The organism is Micromonospora sp. NPDC002575 (genome assembly GCF_042889525.1).
GTDB lineage: Bacteria > Actinomycetota > Actinomycetes > Mycobacteriales > Micromonosporaceae > Micromonospora > Micromonospora carbonacea.
This window is the reverse complement of the sequence record NZ_JBIARA010000002.1, coordinates 412,243-431,280: the sequence shown is the minus strand read 5'-3', so window position 1 is coordinate 431,280 and position 19,038 is coordinate 412,243. Positions and strand designations below refer to the sequence as shown.

Sequence of the window (19,038 nt, the reverse complement as noted above, 5' to 3'; positions counted from 1 at the left end):
TGGCCCGGTCCCGGTCCCGGCCGGTCAGGGGATCGGCCACTCGTGGACCGGGCGGTTGCTGTGCATCAGCTCCACGTAGTGGCGGACGACCTCGCGCAGCGCCTCGGGCCGGTCCAGGTGGTCGGCGGACTCCAGCCGGTGCAGGGTCTCCACCTGCCAGGTCGCGCCGTTGCGGCCGGTCAGGCAGCGCTGCTCGATGATCCCGAGCAGCCGGTCCCGCTCGGCCGGGTCCAGCCCCCAGCGGTCGAGGCCGTGGTGGGCCAGCGGCAGCAGCCGGCGCAGCACCAGCTCGGTGACCGGCAGGTAGCCGAGGCCGGGCCAGAACACCTGGGCGTCGATGCCGTGCCTCGCGCAGGCGTTGAAGTTCTCCTCGGCGGCGCTGAACGACATCTGCGACCACAGCGGCCGGTCCGACTCGGCGAGGGCCCGGACCAGCCCGAAGTAGAACGCGCCGTTGGCGACGGTGTCGAGCACCGTCGGGCCGGCGGGCAGCACCCGGTTTTCCACCCGCAGGTGGGGGCGGCCCTTGTACACGTCGTACACCGGTCGGTTCCAGCGGTAGACGGTGCCGTTGTGCAGCCGCAGCTCGGCGAGCTTCGGCACGTCGCCCCGGGCCAGGGCCTCGGCCGGGTCCTCCGGGTCGCACACCGGCAGCAGCGCGGGGAAGTAGCGCACGTTCTCCTCGAACAGGTCGAACACGCTGGTGATCCAGCGCTCGCCGAACCACACCCGCGGGCGTACCCCCTGGGCCTTGATCTCCTCCGCCCGGGTGTCGGTGGCCTGCTGGAACAGCGGGATGCGGGTCTCGCGCCACAGCTCCCGGCCGAACAGCAGCGGCGAGTTCGCGCCGAGGGCCACCTGGATGCCGGCGACGGCCTGGGCGGCGTTCCAGTGGTCGGCGAACTGCGCGGGGCTGACCTGGAGGTGGAACTGGGTGCTGGTGCACGCCGCCTCCGGGGTGATGGTGTCGGCGGTGACCGCGAGCCGCTCCACCCCGCTGATGGAGATCCGCAGGTCCTCGCCGCGGGCGGCGAAGATCTGCTCGTTGAGCAGCTGGTAGCGCGGGTTGGCCGACAGCGTCTCGGCGGTCAGGTGCTCCGGGCGCAGCGTCGGCAGGATGCCGATCATGACCATGTGCGCGCCGACGACCCGGGCCTTGGTCTCGGCGGCGTTGAGGCTGGCCCGCACGTGTTCCTCGAACGCGGCGGTGCCCGTGCCGGCCAGCCGGCGCGGCGCGACGTTGATCTCCACGTTGAACTGCCCCAGCTCGGTCTGGAAGCTCGGGTCGGCGATCGCGGCTAGCACGTCGGCGTTGCGCATCGCCGGCATGGACCCGTCGTCGACCAGGTTCAGCTCGATCTCCACGCCCGTCATCGGCCGTTCGACGTCGAATCGGGACTCCCGGAGCATCTCGGCGAAGACGTCCAGGCACCGGTGCACCTTCTCCCGATAGCGCGCCCGGTCCTCCCGACTGAAGGTGCGCGCCGCGACTTCCTCGCCCATGGTCACCGCCCTGTCACCGTTGGTTCCCCCAACCTCGCACGCGGCGGCGGCCCGGGGAAGACCCGAAGGTCCCTCTACGTACCCACCTGCGGGCCGCGTGATCCCCGTCGCCTCCGCCGCCCGCGCCGCCGGGCCGCCCGTCGGGCTGGCTAGCATGACCGGCAACCGGTGGGGGAGTGGCGATGCGCGAGAAGATCACCAAGCTGTTCGTCGTGGCGGCGGTCGCCGAGGCGTGCTCCTGGCTGGCCCTGCTGGTCGGCATGGCCGTCAAGTACGGCCCGCCGGGCAACGAGATCGGCGTGAAGATTTTCGGCCCGATCCACGGCGGCCTGTTCGTCGCGTACGGTGTGCTCGTGCTGGCCGTCGCCCGGCTGCACCGGTGGCGGACGTGGCCGACCCTCGTGGCGCTGGCCTGCTCCGTGCCGCCGTTCGCCACCCTGGTCTTCGAACGCTGGGCTGCCCGCCGGGGCATGCTGCGCACCGCGCCCGAACCCGACCGCCCCCGCATCCCGGTCGGCTGACCGCCCGGCGCGCGTCGTGCCGACCGCCGCGGGCCTCAGGTGAGCAGGACGACCGCGCCGACCACGAGGATCAGCAGCGCCCCCAGGATGGCCTGGAGCAGCAGCGGCGGCCCGAGGTGGCTCCACACGGTGGCGTGGCGGGGACGCAGCAGCTGCCCGGTGGTGAGGTTGACGATCTGCTCGACCCGGGGCGGCAGGTCCGGATCCTGCGGCTTGAGCGTGATCTGCACCCAGTCGGCCGGGTGCAGCGCGCTCTGCGCCAGGTGCCCGTGCAGCTCCACCTCGCACAGCTGGTCGTTGGAGTCGCGCAGCCGCAGCGGGGTGACCAGGAACTCCGGCCCCTTGCGCAGCTCCTTCCAGGTGCGCCGGGCGCCGCCACCGCCGCTGGACAGCAGCGAGCGGAACGCCAGCAGCAGCAGCCCCATCACGCTGGCGGCCGTCACCACGGCGACGAGCACGGGCTGGCCGATCTTCAGCTCACGCGGGTAGCCGTCGAGCAACCGGACGACGCGGCCGGTGACGATCCGTTGCGTCGGGCGAGCGATTCGCCGGTAGTCGAGGTCGCCGTCCATTGTCCACCACCGAGAGTCGTTCACCACGGAGAGTCCGATTCGCTACACCGATCGTATCCGGCGGCGCGGCGGAACGACATGAATGAACGCGAGTCATGTTCGTGGCGCGCTCGCGCACGGGACCACCGGGTCAGGTGACAAGGCGACCGGCGCGGGTAAGCGGGGGGCCGAGCCGGAAAGGGGTCGAGCATGCAGCTGTCCTTCCTGCGCCCGCTCTACGACCGTCCCGGGCCGTGGTGCTCGGTCTATCTGGACGCCTCCCGGGACACCCACGACGCCCGCCCCGCGCTGGACCTGCGCTGGCGGGCACTCAAGGGGCGCCTGCTGGAGCAGGACGCCGACGCGCAGACCGTGGACGCCGTCGAGCGGGTCGTCCGCGGCCACGACCCGATGCCGGGCGACTACGGCATCGCCGCGTTCGCCACCCGGGGCCGGGCGGTGCTCACCGAGTACCTGTCCGCCCCGCCGCTGCGGGACCTGGCGACCGTGTCGGAGCTGCCGCACACCATGCCGCTGCTCGCCCAGCGCGGCGAGCAGGTCGCCTGGGTGCGGGTGCTGGCCGACCGCAGGGGCGCGGACGCCGTGGCCATCAGCGCCGGCGGGGTGCCCCGCCGCGCCCACGTCACCGGCCGGGAGGACTTCCCGCTGCGCCGCGTCAACCCGGGCGGCTGGTCGCAGTCGCGCTACCAGCGGGCCGCCATGGAGGCGTGGCACCACAACGCCGGCGACGCCGCGGCGGCCACCGCGGAGCTGGCCGAGAAGGTCGGCGCGGAGGTGGTGGTGGTCGCCGGCGACGTGCGGGCCACCGGCATGATCGCCGCCCAGCTGCCGGAGCGCTGGCAGGACGTGCTGGTGCGCACCGACGCCGGGTCGCGGCACGCCGGGGCGGACCCGGCGCTGATGGACGACGTCACGGTGCAGACCATCGCCGAGGTGGCCGACCAGCGGGTCACCGCCGCGCTGGACCGCTTCGGCGTCCAGGAGGACGTCGGGGCGGGCCTCGACGCGGTCGTGTCCGCGCTGCGCCGCAACCAGGTCGACACGATGCTGATCGTGGACGACCCGTCGTCGACGGCCCAGCTCTGGGTCGGCCCCGAGCCGACCGACATCGCCACCGAACCGGGCCAGCTCACCGCCGTGTCGGTGGCCGACCCGCAGCGGGTACGCGCCGACGCGGCCCTGGTCCGGGCGCTCGTCGGCACCGACGCGGAGCTGACCGTGCTCGCGCCGGACGAGGCGCCCGAGCTGACCGACGGGGTGGGCGCGGTGCTGCGCTACGTCGACGCCGCCACCCCCGGCCGGTCAGATGGCTGAGCGTACGGTCGCCGACCTGGTGGTGGAGCGGCTGCGGGCCTGGCGGGTGCCGCGCGCCTTCGGGTGCCCGGGCGCCGCCGTCGCCCCGCTGGTCGCCGCCCTGGACCGCGCGGGCGGGGACCCGGAGTTCGTCCCCGCCCGGCACGAGGAGACGGCCTCGTTCATGGCCAGCGGGCACGCCAAGTTCACCGGCGAGATCGGGGTCTGCCTGGCCACCCAGGGCCCCAGCGCGGTGCACCTGCTCAACGGCCTGTACGACGCCAAGCTGGACAGCAAGCCGGTGGTGGCGATCGTCGGCGAGGACGTCGTCGGCCCGCTCGGCGGCGCCCACGAGGAGATCGGCCTGAGCCGCCTCTTCGGCGACGTCTGCAACCAGTTCGTCCGCTACGGACGCACCCCCGGCCAGGTGCCGGCCGTGCTGGACCAGGCGTTCCGCACCGCCGCCGCCACCCGCAGCCCCACCTGCGTGGTGCTGCCCCGCGAAGTGCAGGCGGCCCCGGTTCCCGACCTGGTCCCGCAGTTCGCCGGCGTGATGTCGGCGACGCCGGGGGAGCCCCTGGCACGGGTGCTGCCGCACGACGCCGACCTGGCCGCCGCCGCGTCGCTGCTCGGCATCGGCGAGCGCGTCGCGATCCTGGTCGGGCAGGGCGGTCACGGCGCCGCCGACGAGATCGTGGCGCTTGCCGACCGGCTCGGCGCGGGGGTGGCCGTCAGCCTGCTCGGCAAGCCGGTGCTCGACGAGCGGCTGCCCTTCCACGCCGGGGTGCTCGGCGAGGTGGGCACCAGCGCCGCGGCCCAGCTCATGGGCGGCTGCGACACCCTGCTGCTGGTCGGCACCAACGACCCGTGGACCGACTACTACCCGCTGCCCGGCCAGGTCCGCACCGTCCAGATCGACATCGACGGCCGGCGGATCGGCAACCGTTACCCGGTGGACGTGCCGCTGGTGGGCGACGCCACCGAGACGCTGCGAGCCCTGCTGGACCGCGTCCCGGACCGGCCCCGGCGGGCGTGGCGGGAGACGGTGGAGGCGTCGGTGGACCGGTGGCGGCAGGCAGCGGCGGCCCGCGCCGCCGAACCCGCCGGGCCGATCAACCCGCAGCTCGTGCTGCACGAACTCTCCGCCCGGATGCCCCGCGAGGCGGCCGTGGCCGTCGACGTCGGCTCGGTCGTCTACTGGTACGCCCGGCACCTGGAGCTGCCGCCCGGGGTGGCCGCGCACCTCTGCGGCACCCTCGGGTCGACCGGCTGCGCCCTGCCGTACGCGGTGGCGGCGAAGCTCGCCAGCCCCGACCGGCCGGTGCTCGCCCTCGCCGGCGACGGCGCGATGCAGCTCAACGGGTTGGCCGAGCTGATCACCGTGGCCCACCACTGGCGGGAGTGGTCCGACCCCCGGCTGGTCGTGCTGGTGCTCAACAACCGCGACAGCTCGGGCGTGGGCGACGGCCGCCCGCCGGCCGGGGTGCTCGACCGGCGGCCCGACGTCCCGTACGCCGGCTGGGCCCGCCTGCTCGGTCTGCACGGGGTGCGGGTGGACCGGCCGGAACTGGTCGGCGCGGCGTGGGACGAGGTCCTCGCGGCGGACCGGCCGAGCGTGCTGGAGGCCGTGGTCGACCCGACCGTCGCGCTGCGCCCTCCGGAACCGGCCCTGGCGGACCTGCGTGGCCTGTTCGCCGGTGGGGACGCGGCCCAGCGGGTCTACGGGCGGATGCTCGACAACCGGGTCGCCGTCGAGGCGGAGGACCTCGTTTAGCGGACGACCCGCCCAGCGGGCACGCGTGGTGGCGGACGCCCCGTTTAGACCCCATCGGGACGGGAAGCCGGGCCGCGTGGTGAGCGAACGAGGCGGGTCGGGACCGGCGCACACGGTGCGCCCGGACCTCACGGCGGACGGGGCCGGACTTGCCGGCGACCGGGTGATGACGGCGGGCAGCACGGCCCGGATCATGGTCGCCGCCACGGTGCGGGCCCTGCGCGGGGAGGACTGCGCCGACCTGCGGGCCACGGGCGCGCCGTCCCGCTTCACGGGCGCCCCCGAGCCGGTGCGCCGGGGCGCGGCCGTGCGGGCGGCGGGGCGGGTCGCCCTCACCCCGGACCAGGCGGCCGAGGTCGACGCCGACCGGGTCGCCCGGTGGATCGTCGACCAGTACCCGCGCCGGTGCTACCCCGGGGTGGTGCTCGGCTCGCCGCACGGGGCGGCGGTGCACCTGGCGGTCGCGCTCGGGGTGCCCTGGCTGCCCGCCGCGTTCGAGACGACGGTGCACTGGACCGGGGGTGCGGTCGACCGCCCCGGCGCCGCCCTCGACCACGGCGCCGCGCTCGCCGGCCGGCTGCTGGCCGGCAACCCGGACGTGCACGTGCGCCAGGTGCACTGCCCGGCCAGCCGGGGCCCGCTGTCCGGGGTGACCGTCTCCCTCACGGTGCGCTGGCAGTCGCTGCCGACGGCGTACGCCCGGTTCCTGGCCGACCGCCTCGCGCCCGACGCCCCGGTGCTGCTGCTGCGCGACGCCCGCACCTGGCCGGTGTACGACGCCGGGCGGGGGCACAGCTTCCAGGCCGGCTCCCCGGCCAGCGGCCTGGACCCGGTGGACTTCCACCCGGACTCGCACGCCCTGCGCCAGGTGCTCCGTTCCGTCGGCGGCGACGGGGCCCGCTGGCAGCCCCCGGAGGTCTCGTGCCCACAGGGCTACGCCGAGCACGGCGTGGAGCCCGGTTTCGAACTCGCCGTCCGGGACTGGGCCGGCCGGCGCGGCAACGGCGTGCACCGGGTGCTCTTCCCCCGCCCGGAGGCGCTCAGCGCCGCCGTCGCCGACCTGTACCGGGGGTGGCTGCGGCGGGCCGGCAAGACGGGCGACCGCCTCGTCGTGGAGTGCGGGCGGCTGCTCGACCCGTGGCAGGTGGTGCGGGCGGGGCTGGTGCCGTACTGGTGCGAGAACGCCACCCGGCGCAGCGTCGACGCCGCCGAGTGGTGGCTGGCCGGCAGCGAGCCGTTCAGCTCCGTGGACGTGCTCCCGGAGTCGCCGGGGATGCGCTCGCCGGCCCTCGCGGGCCTGCCGCAGTGGCTGGCCGTGGCCGCGTTCGGCCGCCGCCGCCGGGCCCTGGACCGCACCGCCGCCCGGGGCTACCCGGTCGCGGCGGTGCCCACGCGCCGGGCCACCGAGGTGCTCCGCGCCCAGCCGTACGACCTGCCGGCCCCGCCGCCGCTGCCCGCCGCGACCGCCGTCGAGGCGTTCCGGGTCGGCGGCGCCCGGCAGGGCCTGGTGGTCTGCTGACCGGTTCGTCCGCCGCGCCGCCGGCAGCCCCGGCCGGCGCGCCGCCGCCGGCCGCACCGGCCGGCCGAAACATCCTCGTGAACCCGCCCCGGCGTGATTGAGTACCTACGGAGCGGGAACACCGCTGGCTGCGACGGCCGGGCAGGCTGCTGTAGCCCGCTGTCGCCGCTCCTCGACGGATCCCGTCGGGTGACCCACTTCCGGCCCGGTGCGTGGCTCGACCACGCGCACGTCCGGTTTCCCGACCCGGGCGGGGGACCTTCCTGAGGGAGGCGCGGATGTTCGGACAGCCCAGCACGACCACGGCACCACCCCCCACCGACCGGGGGCTGGAGGACCTCGACGCGGCGGCGCTGGCGTACGCGGCGCGGATCGAGGGCCTGCCCCCCGAGCGGCGGCAGGAGGCCCGCGACGACCTGGTGCGCTTCGCGCTGCCGTTCGCCGGCCGGCTCGCCCGCCGCTACCGGGGGCGCGGCGAGCCGCTGGAGGACCTGGAGCAGGTGGCCCGCCTCGGGCTGGTCAACGCGGTCGACCGGTACGACCCGGAGCGGGGCTCGTTCACCGCGTACGCGGCGATCACCATCGTCGGGGAGATCAAGCGCCACTTCCGGGACCGGACCTGGGGGGTGCACGTGCCCCGCCGGCTGCGCGACCTGATCCTGGAGGTGGGCCAGGCCACCGCCGCGCTGACCAGCGAGCTGTCCCGGGCTCCCACCGTCGCCGAGCTGGCCGAGCGGCTGGAGACCCCGCAGGAGGAGATCCTCGCGGCGCTGGAGTCGGCGGCCGGCTACAGCCCGGCCTCGCTCAACGCGCCCGTCGGCGGGGAGAGCTCCGCCGAGTTCGGCGACCTGGTCGGCGAGAGCGACAACGCGCTGGAGTCGGTCGACGACCGGGTGACCGTCAGCGGGCTGCTGCACCGGCTGCCCTGGCGGGAACGGCGGATCCTGGCGATGCGCTTCTACGGCAACCAGACCCAGGCCGAGATCGCCGCCCGGTTCGGCATCTCCCAGATGCACGTGTCCCGGCTGCTGTCGCGGGCGCTGACCTGGCTGCGGCAGGCGATGCTGGCCGACGCCCCGCCGCCGTGGCAGAACGGCCCGGCCGAGACGGAACCGGTGACGAAGCGCGGCTGAGGCGCAAGGAAGGGCCCCCTGTTAACGCCTGAGGTAGAGAGGGTCACCCTTCTCACACCACCCCGGAGCCTGTCGCGTGGTCGGGGGGAGGGGGGAGGGGGAGGGGGGAGGGGGAGGGGGGAGGCTCAGTGCTCCGTGGAGTCGCCGCGGCTGTGCGGGTGCCGCCACCGCTCGTTCTCCTGCGGGGCCCGCTCCGCGCCGAGCCCGCCCACCTCAGGCTCGTCGGTGGCGTCGAAACTGGGCCGGCGGACCTCCTCCGGCTCCGGCACGTCCACCGGGCGCGCGCCCGACTGCGGCGCCGGCTGGTACTCGACGGCCTCCCGGGCGCCGTGCGCGCCCTCGGCCGCCGGCGACTCGGGCACGTGCCGCTCGTGGTGCAACTCCTCGGCGAGGCTCTGCGGCGGCTTCGTGGTCCGCTGCGGCAGGTCCCGGCCGAGGTCGGCGACGAGGCGGCCGTACTTGGCGTCGAAGGCGGGGCGCTCCGAGCGGATCCGGGGCATCCGGTCGAAGTTGCGCAGCGGGGGCGGGCAGGTCGTCGCCCACTCCAGCGAGTTGCCGAAGCCCCACGGGTCGTCGACCGACACCATCGCCCCGTACCGCCAGGACTTCCACACGTTGTAGATGAAGAACAACGTGGACGCGCCGAGCACGAACGACCCGATCGTGGAGATCATGTTGAGCGTGGTGAAGCCGTCGCTGGGCAGGTAGTCGGCGTACCGGCGGGGCATGCCCTCGTTGCCGAGCCAGTGCTGCACCAGGAACGTGGCGTGGAAGCCGACGAACATCGTCCAGAAGTGCAGCTTGCCCAGCCGCTCGTCGAGCAGCCGCCCGGTCATCTTCGGGAACCAGAAGTAGACCCCGCCGAACGCGGCGAAGACGATGGTGCCGAACAGCACGTAGTGGAAGTGCGCCACCACGAAGTACGTGTCGGTGACGTGGAAGTCGACCGGCGGGCTGGCCAGCAGGACCCCGGTGAGCCCGCCGAGCAGGAACGTGACCAGGAAGCCGACGGCGAACAGCATCGGCGTCTCGAAGGTGATCTGCCCCTTCCACATGGTGCCGATCCAGTTGAAGAACTTCACCCCGGTGGGCACCGCGATCAGGTAGCTGAGGATGCTGAAGAACGGCAGCAGCACCCGGCCGGTGGCGAACATGTGGTGCGCCCAGACGCTCATCGACAGCACGGTGATCGCGATCGTGGCCAGCACCAGACCGGTGTAGCCGAAGATCGGCTTGCGGGAGAAGACCGGGATGATCTCGGTGATGATGCCGAAGAACGGCAACGCCACGATGTAGACCTCGGGGTGGCCGAAGAACCAGAACAGGTGCTGCCACAGCATCATCCCGCCGGTGGCCGGGTCGAACACGTGCGCGTCGAGCAGCCGGTCCGCGGCGAGGGCGAACAGGGCGGCGGCCAGCAGCGGGAAGACCAGGATCACCAGGAGACTGGTCAGCAGCATGTTCCAGGTGAAGATCGGCATCCGGAACATGGTCATGCCGGGCGCGCGCAGGGTCAGGGTGGTGGTGATCAGGTTGACCGCGCCGAGGATGGTGCCGAGGCCGGAGATGGCCAGGCCGACGATCCACATGTTCCCGCCGACGCCGGGGGAGTGCTCCATCCGGCTCAGCGGCGTGTACGCCGTCCAGCCGAAGTCGGCGGCCCCGCCCGGGGTGGCGTAGCCGCCGACCACCAGGGTCCCGCCGAACAGGTAGAGCCAGTACGCGAAGGCGTTGAGCCGGGGGAACGCCACGTCCGGCGCGCCGATCTGCAACGGGACGATGTAGTTGCCGAACGCGAACACCAGCGGCGTCGCGAACAGCAGCAGCATGATCGTGCCGTGCATGGTGAACGCCTGGTTGTACTGCTCCGGGGAGAGGAACTGCATGCGCGGCTGGGCCAGCTCGGCCCGCAGCAGCAGGGCCAGCACCCCGCCGATGAGGAAGAAGACGAACGAGGTGACCAGGTAGAGCAGGCCGATCTGCTTGGCGTCGGTGGTGCCGATCAGCTTGATCAGCTTGGCTCCGGGCAGGGCCGGGCGGACCGGGCCGGGAAAACCGCCGAAGCGGGCCGGCGCGAGGATCGCGGGCCCCCGGTCTCGGGCAGGCTCCGTGGTTACCCGCTTGGGCATGCTTCTCACCCCGTCGTGGCGACAAAAGGGACGGGCGTGCCTACCCGCCCCTCTCACTATGTAACCAGGCGAGAGCGGTAATTTCGGTCAATTGGCGGGCGGGCGGGTCGACAGCAGGCGGGCACAGCCGGCCGGGCGGGCACAGCCGGTCAGGTGGCGGGCAGCATCGCCCAGACCACCTTGCCGTCGACGACCGGCGCGCTGCCCCAGCGCTGGGTCAGCTCCCGGACCAGCAGCAGGCCCCGGCCCCCCTCGGCCCGCACGTCCGTGCGCGTCGCCGCGCGCGCCGCGGCGCGGCTGCCGTCGGCGACGGCCACCTGAAGGTACGGCCGGCGCAGGGTCAGCGTGACCTGCATCGGGGTCCCGGCGTGGCGCACCACGTTGCCGACCAGCTCGCTGAGCACCACCGAGGCCGGGCCGACCAGCTCCGGCAGGTTCCATCGGCCGCAGGCGTCGGCGACCAGCTCCCGGGCCCGCCGGCACGCGCCCGCCACCGGCTCCAGCCGGACCCGCAGCCGGGGCGCGGCGGCGGCGCCCGCCGCCCGGGCCGCCTCCGCGCAGTCCCGCTGCACCGGCAGCCCCCGGCACACCCTCGACTCGGTCAGCCAGCTCGCCGTGCGCTCGGGCGGCACGCAGAGCACGACGGGCACCGCCGGCCAACCGGCCGCCCGGCGGGCGGCGGCGGCGAAGACCGACAGCGCGAGCCCGTCGCGGACGGTGAGGTCGTGCAGGTCGACGACCATCGCGTCCGGCTGGGCGGTGAGGCAGCGGTCGAGCACCCGGTGCACCGTCCGCATGGTCGCCAGGTCGAGCGCGCCGGCGACACGTACCACGGTCACCGGCGACTCGTCGCGGACCTCGCAGGTGATCCGGCTCGGCATGCCTGGCCCTCGTTTCCGTCTCGGGGTGACCCGGACGTACCCGGCGCGGTGCCGGGCGAAACGGGACGGCGGGCGTGGTCAGCGGTGCCGGCGGTCACGCGTGGTGAGCACGCCCAGCGCGATCATGCCGACGCCGAGGAGCAGGTGCAGCCAGTTGTCGGCGTTGTTGACGGGGATGAAGTTGGCGTCGCTGCCGTGGTCGACGGCCAGGCCGTAGAGCCACAGCACCAGGTAGATCGCCCCGCCGCCGATCAGGAACACCCGCGCCCCGGCCCACGTGCGCGACAGCGCCAGGCCGGCCAGCCCGAACGCCAGGTGTACGGCGTTGTGCAGGACCGAGACCTGGAACACCCCGAGCAGCTTCGCCCCGGAGCCGTGCCCGGCGAAGCGCAGGTCGCCGAAGCCGGTGGTGATCCCCGGGACGAAGCCGAGCAGCCCGACCAGGAGGAAGACCACGCCGACGGTGGCTGCGGCGCGCCGCACCGGGGCCCGGCCGTCGGCCGGGTTGCGTCGGGCCCGCGCGTGGGCCATCGGACCGGCCACCATGACCTCCTCGCCGCGACTGGCTGACCGCCGGGGGCGGGGAGCCCTTCCGGCCGGGCGACGTGTTCCCCCCACGGCCGGGCGCAAACGCGGGCGGCGAGCAGGCGTGTATAGCAGGGGGCCCCTGCTATACAGAAAGCGTTAACAGGGTGCCCTTCCTTGCGCCGCCGTCAGGCGGGTTGCAGGGGGCGGGCGGCGCGGCGGCGGACCTTCTCGTACAGCCCGACGTACCGCTGCGCCATCACCGCCGGGGTGAACCGGGCCGCGGCCTCCCGGCGGCACTCGTCGCCGTCGAGCACGCTCGCGGCCAGCAGCAGGTCGGCCAGCTCGTCCTCGTCGTCGGCGAGCAGCCCGGTGCGGCCGTGCTCGACCAGCTCGGGCAGGCAGCCCCGGGCCGTGGCCACGACCGGGGTGCCCAGCGCCAGGGACTCGACCACGGCCGTGCCGCCGGGCTCCTCCCAGCGCAGCGGGAACAGCGACGCGCGGGCCCCGGCCAGCAGGTCGTCGCGCTCCTGCCCGGCGACCGTGCCGACCCAGCGGACCAGGTCGCCGTCGACGTGCGGGGCCACCTCGTCGTAGAAGAACCGCACGTCCGGGTTCTGCCGGGCCTCCTCGCCCGCCGCGGCCAGGTCCTGCGGCCGGTGGTACGGCCCGACCGGCCCGGCGAGCACCAGCGGCACGCCGACCCGCCGCGCCAGCCGCGCGCCGACGTCCTGGCCCTTGCCCGGGTTGATCCGGCCCAGGATGATCAGGTAGTCGCCCTTGTCCGGTCGGGGCCGCCGGTCGGCGTCGACCGCGAGCGGGGTGGACAGGTGCACGTGGCCGACGGAGTGCTCCCGCAGCGCCCGGGGGGCGCGGGCCAGCTGCGCGGCGGACACGCCGTTGACCCGCACCCGGTCGCCGCCGTCGAGGTTGCCGTACAGGTCGGGATGCTTGGCCAGGTCCCAGTGCAGGGTGTGCAGCACCGGCGGGCCCTGCGGGCCCATCGCCGCGAGGGTGGCCAGGCCGACGGCCTCCACGTGGTCGTGCACCAGGTCGAAGTCGTCGCGGGCGTGCAGCGCGCGCACCACGCCGCCCAGGTGCGCCTGGGAGATCCCGCAGACCTGGTTGTACGGCCGTTGCAGGGCGTGGAACTGGCCGTCGCCGAAGACGGCGATCCTCTCGTCGACGGGCAGGGTGCTGCTGCCCACGGAGGCGAGGACCACCCGCACGCCCAGCCGGCGCAGCTCCGGCACGAGGGTGGCGATCACGTTCTCGATCCCGCCGTAGCCGGGCGGCGGCACGGACAGCCACGGGCCGGCGTTCATCAGGACGGTGAGGCTCACGCGGGATTCCTTCCCTCGGCGGGGCCGTCGGGTCGCGCCGACGGACGCTTCGTCACGCCGGCACGCGGCGTCGGGGCACCCGGTGCCGCAGCTCCGCCAGGGGCGGGCGCTCCTCGACCGAGACGTCGCTGACGACGATCTCCCGGTCGAGGTTCGGCAGCGCGTCGGAGCCGCCCCGCCGGAACTGGGTCAGCAGGGTGGCCGGCACCGTGCCGGGGCTGGCCCAGCCCCGCCGCTGCAGGCGCGACCAGGCGGTCAGCACGATCTGCGCCGACATCCGGCCCAGCGCCGCCGTGTCCTGGTGGCGGTGCCGGCGCTCGCCCAGGTCCACCTGGGCCAGCGCGTCCAGGCCGACCAGGTCGAGCAGGTCGATCAGCATCGCCGTCTCCACCCCGTATCCGGAGACGAACGGCACCCGCTCCAGCACGTCGCGGCGGCCGGCGTACTCGCCGGCGAGGGGCTGGACGAAGCCGGCCAGCTCTGGCCAGAACAGGTTGAGCAGGGGGCGGGCCATCAGCTCGGTGACCCGGCCGCCCCCGTCGGCCTCCACGCTGGCCGCCCCCACCAGCGGCCGGTGGTAGAAGCCCTTGACGAAGTCGACCGAAGGGTCGGTCAGCAGCGGCCCGATCAGGCCGGTGACGAAGTGCGGGCGGAACTCGTGCAGGTCGGCGTCGACGAACGCCACCACGTCGCCCTCGGCCGCGGCCAGCCCGGCCCACAGCGCGTCGCCCTTGCCGGTCAGCCGGGGCAGTCCCCGCGTCATCTCGTCCTGGCCGACCACCTCCGCGCCGGCGGCCCGGGCCACCTGCGCGGTCCGGTCGGTCGAGCGGGAGTCGACCACGATCAGCTCGTCGACCAGGGCCACCCGGTCCATGAGGTGCTCGCGGATGGTCGCCACGATCGCGCCGACGGTCGCCTCCTCGTTGCGCGCCGGCAGGACGACGCTGACCCGGCTGTCGCCCTTGGCGCGCAGCAGCCGCCGGGGCGTCCACTCGGCCGCCGAGCTGGTCCGGTATGTCGCCCATGCCTCCACCACTGGTGTCACACTCGCCTCTGCATCCCGCACTGACGCACCCCCAGATCGTGGTGGAAAACGCGGATCGGAGAATTCCCATCCCCGCCCGCCCGCTAACCGGATTGTCGCTAACAGCTTGATCACGGGCCGCGCCGCCGCCGGTTTTCGGCAGGTGAACGTTTGATTGCGCGCCCCACCGGGGAGTGTGCACGTGACGGAACGTGAAAGCCGGGCAAGGGGGATTGCCGATGCGGTCGTGCCGGGTGGGGCTGGTCGGTGCCGGCGGGGTCGCGCAGCGCCACGCCCGGGTGCTCGACAGCTTCGGCGACGTGGAGATCCTCGGCGTGACCGACGTGGCGCGCGACGCCGCGACCCGGCTGGCCGACGCGCACGGGGCGCGGACGTTCGCCGACGTCGACGAGCTGCTCGCCGCCGGCCCCGACGCGGTGTACGTCTGCGTGCCGCCGTTCGCGCACGGGCCGGTGGAGGAGGCCGTGATCGCCGCCGGGGTGCCGATGTTCGTGGAGAAGCCCGTCGCGGTGGACCTGGACACCGCCGAGCGGGTCGCCGACCTGGTGGCCCGGCGCGGGCTGCTCACCGGCGTCGGCCACCACTGGCGTTACCTGCACGTGGTCCAGCACGCCCGCGAGCTGCTCGCCGACCGGCCGGTGCGGATGGTCGGCGGCGCGTGGCTGGACAAGGTGCCCCCGGTCGCCTGGTGGGCGCGGCGGGACCGCTCCGGCGGCCCCGTGGTCGAGCAGGCCGCGCACGTGCTGGACCTGATGCGGGCGCTCGCCGGCGAGGTGACGGAGGTGACCGCGTACGGCGACGGCGTCCCGCCGCCGGTCGAGGGCGCCGACATCGACTCGGTGACCGCCGCCGCCCTGCGCTTCGCCACCGGAGCGGTCGGCACCGTCTCCGCCGCCTGCGTGCTGGGCTGGAAGCACCGGGCCGGGCTGGAGATCCTGGCCGACGGCCTCGCCCTGAGCCTGACCGAGGACGGCCTGACCGTCCGCGACGCCGACGGCGAGCGGCACCTGCCCGCCAGCCCCGACGGGGCCCGCACCGCCGTCGACCGGGCCTTCGTCGACGCGGTCCGGGGCGTCGGCGACGACGTGCGGGTCCCGTACGCCGAGGCGCTGCGCACCCAGCGACTGGCCCTCGCGATCGCCGAGAGCGCCCGCACCGGGCGGCCGGTGTCCCTGCCGACCGGTCCCGCCGCGGCCGGCGCCGCAGGGCCGGCCCCGACGCGGGTGGGCGTCGATGCGTGACCGCGTGGTGGTGGTCAGCGGCCCGGGGCGGGTCGAACTGGTCGAGCAGGACGCCGCCGAGCTGCGCGACGGCGCGTTCCGGGTGCGGACCCTGTTCAGCGGGGTCTCCGCCGGCACCGAGCTGAGCTTCGTCAAGGGCACCAACCCCTACCTCAACGTCACCTGGAACGCCGGGCTGGGGCTGTTCCAGCCGGGCGCGGCGAGCACCCCGTACCCGGTGACCCGGCTGGGCTACATGCAGGTGGGGCGGGTGGTGGAGAGCCGCACGCCGGCCGTCGCCGTCGGCACGGTCGGCGCGATGACGTACGGCCACCGCACCTCCCACGTCGCCGACCCGCTCACCGAACGGTTCGTCCCGCTGCCCGACGACCTCGACCCCCTGCTCGGCGTCTACGTCGCGCACATGGGCCCGATCTGCGCCAACGGGGTGCTGCACGCCGCCGCCGACCTGTGCGGCACGGACGTGCGCTCCCTCGGCGACGGGGTGGCCGGCCGCCGGGTCGCGGTGGTCGGCGGCGGCGTGGTGGCCCTGCTCACCGCCCTGTTCGCCCGGCGTCACGGCGCGGCGTCGGTGGTGGTGCTCGACCCGACCCCGCAGCGGCGGGCGGTCGCCGGGGCGCTCGGCCTGGAGACCCTCGACCCCGGCGTCGACGACCCGGCGGTGGTGCTGAAGACCCGGTGGAACCACGCCCCGGGCGACCGGGGCGCCGACGTCGTCTTCCAGTGCCGGGGGCAGGCGTGGGCGTTGCAGCTCGCCCTGCGCCTGCTGCGTCCCCAGGGCACCGTGATCGACCTGGCCTTCTACCAGACGGGCGCGGACGCCGTCCGCTTCGGCGAGGAGTTCCACCACAACGGGCTGTCGCTGCGCTGCGCCCAGATCGGGCGGGTGCCGCGCGGGCTCGCCCCGACCTGGGACCGGGAGCGGCTGTCGGCCGAGACCATCGACCTGCTGCGGGCGTACGGCGACCCGATCCGCACGCATCTCGTGTCGGCGGTGGTGCCCTTCGACCAGGCGCCGGAGCTGCTCACCGACCTGGCCGAACGCCGGCGACAGGAGTTGCAGGTGGTGTTGACCGGCTGACCGGGCCGCGCGATCGGGCCCGGGTCGCGTACCGTTGCGGCTCATGGGTGTGTCGCAACGGTTGAAGAGCAGGTTCCGTCGGTTCCTCCAGCGCCCGGGCACCACGGTCGACCTGGGTCCGCTGGAGAAGCTGCTGCCGGCCATCGAGGCCCGCGAGGAGGAGCTGTCGGCGCTGTCCGACGCCGAGCTCACCGAGGCCGCCGGCTCCGCCACGGGCTACGAGGAGATCTGCGCGATCGGCCGCGAGGCCGCCCGGCGTGGGCTGGACCAGCGGCCGTACGACGTGCAGCTGCTCGGCGCGATGGCCCTGCTCTCCGGCAAGGTCGCCGAGATGGCCACCGGTGAGGGCAAGACCCTGACCGCCACGATCGCCGCGTACGGGCACGTCCGGCTCGGCAACGGCCCGGTGCACGTGCTCACCGTCAACGACTACCTGGCCCGCCGCGACGCCCGCTGGATGGAGCCGGTCTACGCCCTGCTCGGGCTGAGCGTCGGCTGGGTCAACGAGGCGTCCACCCCGCAGGAGCGGCGCGACGCCTACGCGTGCGACGTCACGTACGTCTCGGTCAGCGAGGCCGGCTTCGACTACCTGCGCGACCAGCTCGTCACCGACCTCGACGACCGGGTCCAGCCGGCGTTGCGCACCGCGATCGTCGACGAGGCCGACTCCATCCTGATCGACGAGGCCCGGGTGCCGATGGTCCTCGCGGGCGCGGTCGGCGGCGAGCAGGACCCGGTGCACGCCGCCGCGGCGCTGGTGCGCGGCCTGCGCAAGGGCAAGCACTACACGGTCGCCGAGGACGGGCGCAGCGTCGCGTTCACCTCCGCCGGCCTGGCCGCGGTGGAGGCCAAGCTCGGCGGCATCGACCTGTACGACGCCGAGCACGTGGGTCAGCTCTCCGCCGTCAACGTGGCCCTGCACGCGCACGCCCTGCTGCACCGCGACGTCGACTACATCGTGCGGGACGGCTCGGTGGAGCTGATCGACGAGATGCGCGGCCGGGTGGCCCAGCGCCGCCGCTGGCCCGACGGCCTCCAGGCGGCGGTCGAGGCGAAGGAGGGGCTCGACGCCACCGCCGAGGGCGAGGTGCTGGGCACCATCGCCGTGCAGGCGTACATCGCGCTCTACCCGAAGGTGTGCGGCATGACCGCCACGGCGGTGCTGGTCGGCGACCAGCTGCGCGAGTTCTTCGGCCTGGAGGTGGCGGTGATCCCGCCGAACACCCCCTGCGTGCGCGAGGACGAGCCGGACCGCATCTACGCCACCCGGGCCGAGAAGGACGAGGCGCTGGTCGACGAGATCAAGCGCTGCCACGACAAGGGCCGGCCGGTGCTGGTCGGCACCCTCGACGTCAAGGAGTCCGAGCAGCTCGCCGCCGGGCTGGAGGCCGCCGGGGTGCCCTGCGTGGTGCTCAACGCCAAGAACGACGACGACGAGGCGGCGATCATCGCCGAGGCCGGCGCGTACGGCGCGGTCACCGTCTCCACCCAGATGGCCGGCCGGGGCGTCGACATCCGGCTCGGCGGCAGCGACTCCGCCGACCGGGACCGGGTCGCCGAGCTGGGCGGCCTCTACGTCATCGGCAGCGGCCGGCACGACAGCCGCCGCGTCGACGACCAGCTTCGCGGCCGGGCCGGCCGGCAGGGCGACCCGGGCGGGTCGGTGTTCTTCGTCAGCCTGGAGGACGACCTCGTGGTCCGGCACGCCGGCGACGCGGTCCCGGCCTCGCCCCGGATGAACGCCGACGGCCTGGTCACCGACCCGCAGGTCGACTACGCGGTGGAGCACGCCCAGCGGGTCGCCGAGGGCGTCAACCACGAGATCCACCGCAACACCTGGCGCTACAGCGTCGTGATCGAGCAGCAGCGCAAGGCCCTCGCCGAGCGCCGGGAGCGGCTGCTGACCAGCGACATCGCCGCGCTGATGCTGCTGGAGCGGGTGCCGGAGAAGGCCGAGGAGATGGACGAGGACCTGCTCGCCCGGGTGGCCCGGTCGATCGCCCTCTACCATCTCGACCGGCTGTGGGCCGAGCACCTCGCCGAGCTGTCCGAGGTGCGCGAGGGCGTGCACCTGCGTGCCCTGGGCCGGCTCGACCCGCTCGACGAGTTCCACCGGGCGGCGGTGCCGGCGTTCAACGCGCTGGTGCCGGAGATCGAGGCCCGCACCATCGCCACGTTCACCGAGACCGAGTTCGAGGAGGACTGGGAGCCGGACGCCTCGACGCTGGTGCGGCCGTCGGCGACGTGGACGTACCTCGTCCACGACAACCCGTTCGGCTCGGAGCTGGACCGGCTCATCGCCTCGGTGGGGCGTCGGCTCAGCGCCGCCCCACGCTGAGGTGCGCCTTTTTGGCCGTTTCGACCCGGCTTGCCGGGGGTACTAGCGCGCGTCCAACGAATCGGGAGAGCACAGACGATGAGACAGCGCAGGGGCGGTACGGGGCGTCGGTGGCCGGCGTTCCCGGCGGGGGCAGTGGC

Annotated in this window: 15 protein-coding genes; 8 read left to right on the top strand and 7 right to left on the bottom strand. The window is 74.5% G+C overall.

The window, feature by feature from the left end; translation table 11 throughout:
* Positions 1 to 24 precede the first annotated feature (24 nt).
* Positions 25 to 1,503: a glutamate--cysteine ligase gene (locus ACFYWL_RS05385; RefSeq protein ID WP_386967653.1), complete on the bottom strand. Its 1,479-nt coding sequence runs from the start codon at positions 1,501 to 1,503 to the stop codon at positions 25 to 27.
* 182 nt (positions 1,504 to 1,685) lie between these two features.
* Here ACFYWL_RS05385 and ACFYWL_RS05380 point away from each other — a divergent pair, with 182 nt between their 5' ends.
* Entirely contained in the window at positions 1,686 to 2,024 is a 339-nt protein-coding gene (locus tag ACFYWL_RS05380) for a DUF3817 domain-containing protein (RefSeq protein ID WP_386967651.1), read from the top strand.
* 35 nt (positions 2,025 to 2,059) lie between these two features.
* On the opposite strand, the gene ACFYWL_RS05375 is transcribed toward ACFYWL_RS05380, so the two are convergent.
* Positions 2,060 to 2,596, bottom strand: coding sequence for a hypothetical protein (locus tag ACFYWL_RS05375; protein WP_386967649.1), 537 nt, complete (start codon positions 2,594 to 2,596; stop codon positions 2,060 to 2,062).
* Between the two features lie 189 nt (positions 2,597 to 2,785).
* On the opposite strand from ACFYWL_RS05375, the gene ACFYWL_RS05370 reads away from it, so the two are divergent.
* The 4 genes from ACFYWL_RS05370 (at position 2,786) to ACFYWL_RS05355 (ending at position 8,315) form a co-directional block, all read left to right on the top strand.
* Complete coding sequence (locus ACFYWL_RS05370; RefSeq protein WP_386967647.1) at positions 2,786 to 3,910, top strand: Vms1/Ankzf1 family peptidyl-tRNA hydrolase; 1,125 nt, start codon at positions 2,786 to 2,788, stop codon at positions 3,908 to 3,910.
* Complete coding sequence (locus tag ACFYWL_RS05365) at positions 3,903 to 5,663, top strand: thiamine pyrophosphate-binding protein (RefSeq protein ID WP_386967644.1); 1,761 nt, start codon at positions 3,903 to 3,905, stop codon at positions 5,661 to 5,663. The genes ACFYWL_RS05370 and ACFYWL_RS05365 overlap by 8 nt, the downstream gene beginning before the upstream one ends.
* Positions 5,664 to 5,829: 166 nt before the next feature.
* Positions 5,830 to 7,182 (top strand): hypothetical protein, encoded by a 1,353-nt coding sequence (locus ACFYWL_RS05360; protein WP_386967803.1) that lies wholly within the window; start codon positions 5,830 to 5,832, stop codon positions 7,180 to 7,182.
* Positions 7,183 to 7,460: 278 nt separating this feature from the next.
* Positions 7,461 to 8,315, top strand: coding sequence for a SigB/SigF/SigG family RNA polymerase sigma factor (locus ACFYWL_RS05355; protein ID WP_074473317.1), 855 nt, complete (start codon positions 7,461 to 7,463; stop codon positions 8,313 to 8,315).
* A 125-nt stretch (positions 8,316 to 8,440) separates the two neighbouring features.
* Here the strand turns inward: ACFYWL_RS05355 and ctaD are convergent, their stop codons facing one another.
* The 5 genes from ctaD to ACFYWL_RS05330 form a co-directional block, all read right to left on the bottom strand.
* Positions 8,441 to 10,444, bottom strand: a complete 2,004-nt coding sequence (gene ctaD / locus ACFYWL_RS05350) for a cytochrome c oxidase subunit I (RefSeq protein ID WP_386967641.1) — start codon at positions 10,442 to 10,444, stop codon at positions 8,441 to 8,443.
* A gap of 149 nt (positions 10,445 to 10,593) precedes the next feature.
* Entirely contained in the window at positions 10,594 to 11,325 is a 732-nt protein-coding gene (locus ACFYWL_RS05345) for an ATP-binding protein (RefSeq protein ID WP_386967639.1), read from the bottom strand.
* Positions 11,326 to 11,403: 78 nt separating this feature from the next.
* Positions 11,404 to 11,856 (bottom strand): DUF4383 domain-containing protein, encoded by a 453-nt coding sequence (locus ACFYWL_RS05340; protein WP_386967801.1) that lies wholly within the window; start codon positions 11,854 to 11,856, stop codon positions 11,404 to 11,406.
* A 182-nt stretch (positions 11,857 to 12,038) separates the two neighbouring features.
* Entirely contained in the window at positions 12,039 to 13,193 is a 1,155-nt protein-coding gene (locus tag ACFYWL_RS05335; RefSeq protein ID WP_386967636.1) for a glycosyltransferase, read from the bottom strand.
* A 52-nt stretch (positions 13,194 to 13,245) separates the two neighbouring features.
* Entirely contained in the window at positions 13,246 to 14,226 is a 981-nt protein-coding gene (locus tag ACFYWL_RS05330; protein WP_386967798.1) for a glucosyl-3-phosphoglycerate synthase, read from the bottom strand.
* 230 nt (positions 14,227 to 14,456) lie between these two features.
* Here ACFYWL_RS05330 and ACFYWL_RS05325 point away from each other — a divergent pair, with 230 nt between their 5' ends.
* Genes ACFYWL_RS05325 through secA2 form a run of 3 tightly spaced genes read left to right on the top strand, consistent with a single transcriptional unit; the run spans position 14,457 to position 18,898 of the window.
* A complete protein-coding gene (locus tag ACFYWL_RS05325; protein WP_386967633.1) occupies positions 14,457 to 15,479 on the top strand; it encodes a Gfo/Idh/MocA family protein in 1,023 nt (340 codons plus the stop codon).
* Positions 15,472 to 16,560 (top strand): zinc-binding dehydrogenase, encoded by a 1,089-nt coding sequence (locus ACFYWL_RS05320; protein ID WP_386967631.1) that lies wholly within the window; start codon positions 15,472 to 15,474, stop codon positions 16,558 to 16,560. Before ACFYWL_RS05325 ends, ACFYWL_RS05320 begins: the two co-directional genes overlap by 8 nt.
* Positions 16,561 to 16,603: 43 nt before the next feature.
* Complete coding sequence (gene secA2 / locus ACFYWL_RS05315; RefSeq protein WP_386967628.1) at positions 16,604 to 18,898, top strand: accessory Sec system translocase SecA2; 2,295 nt, start codon at positions 16,604 to 16,606, stop codon at positions 18,896 to 18,898.
* Positions 18,899 to 19,038: the final 140 nt, after the last annotated feature.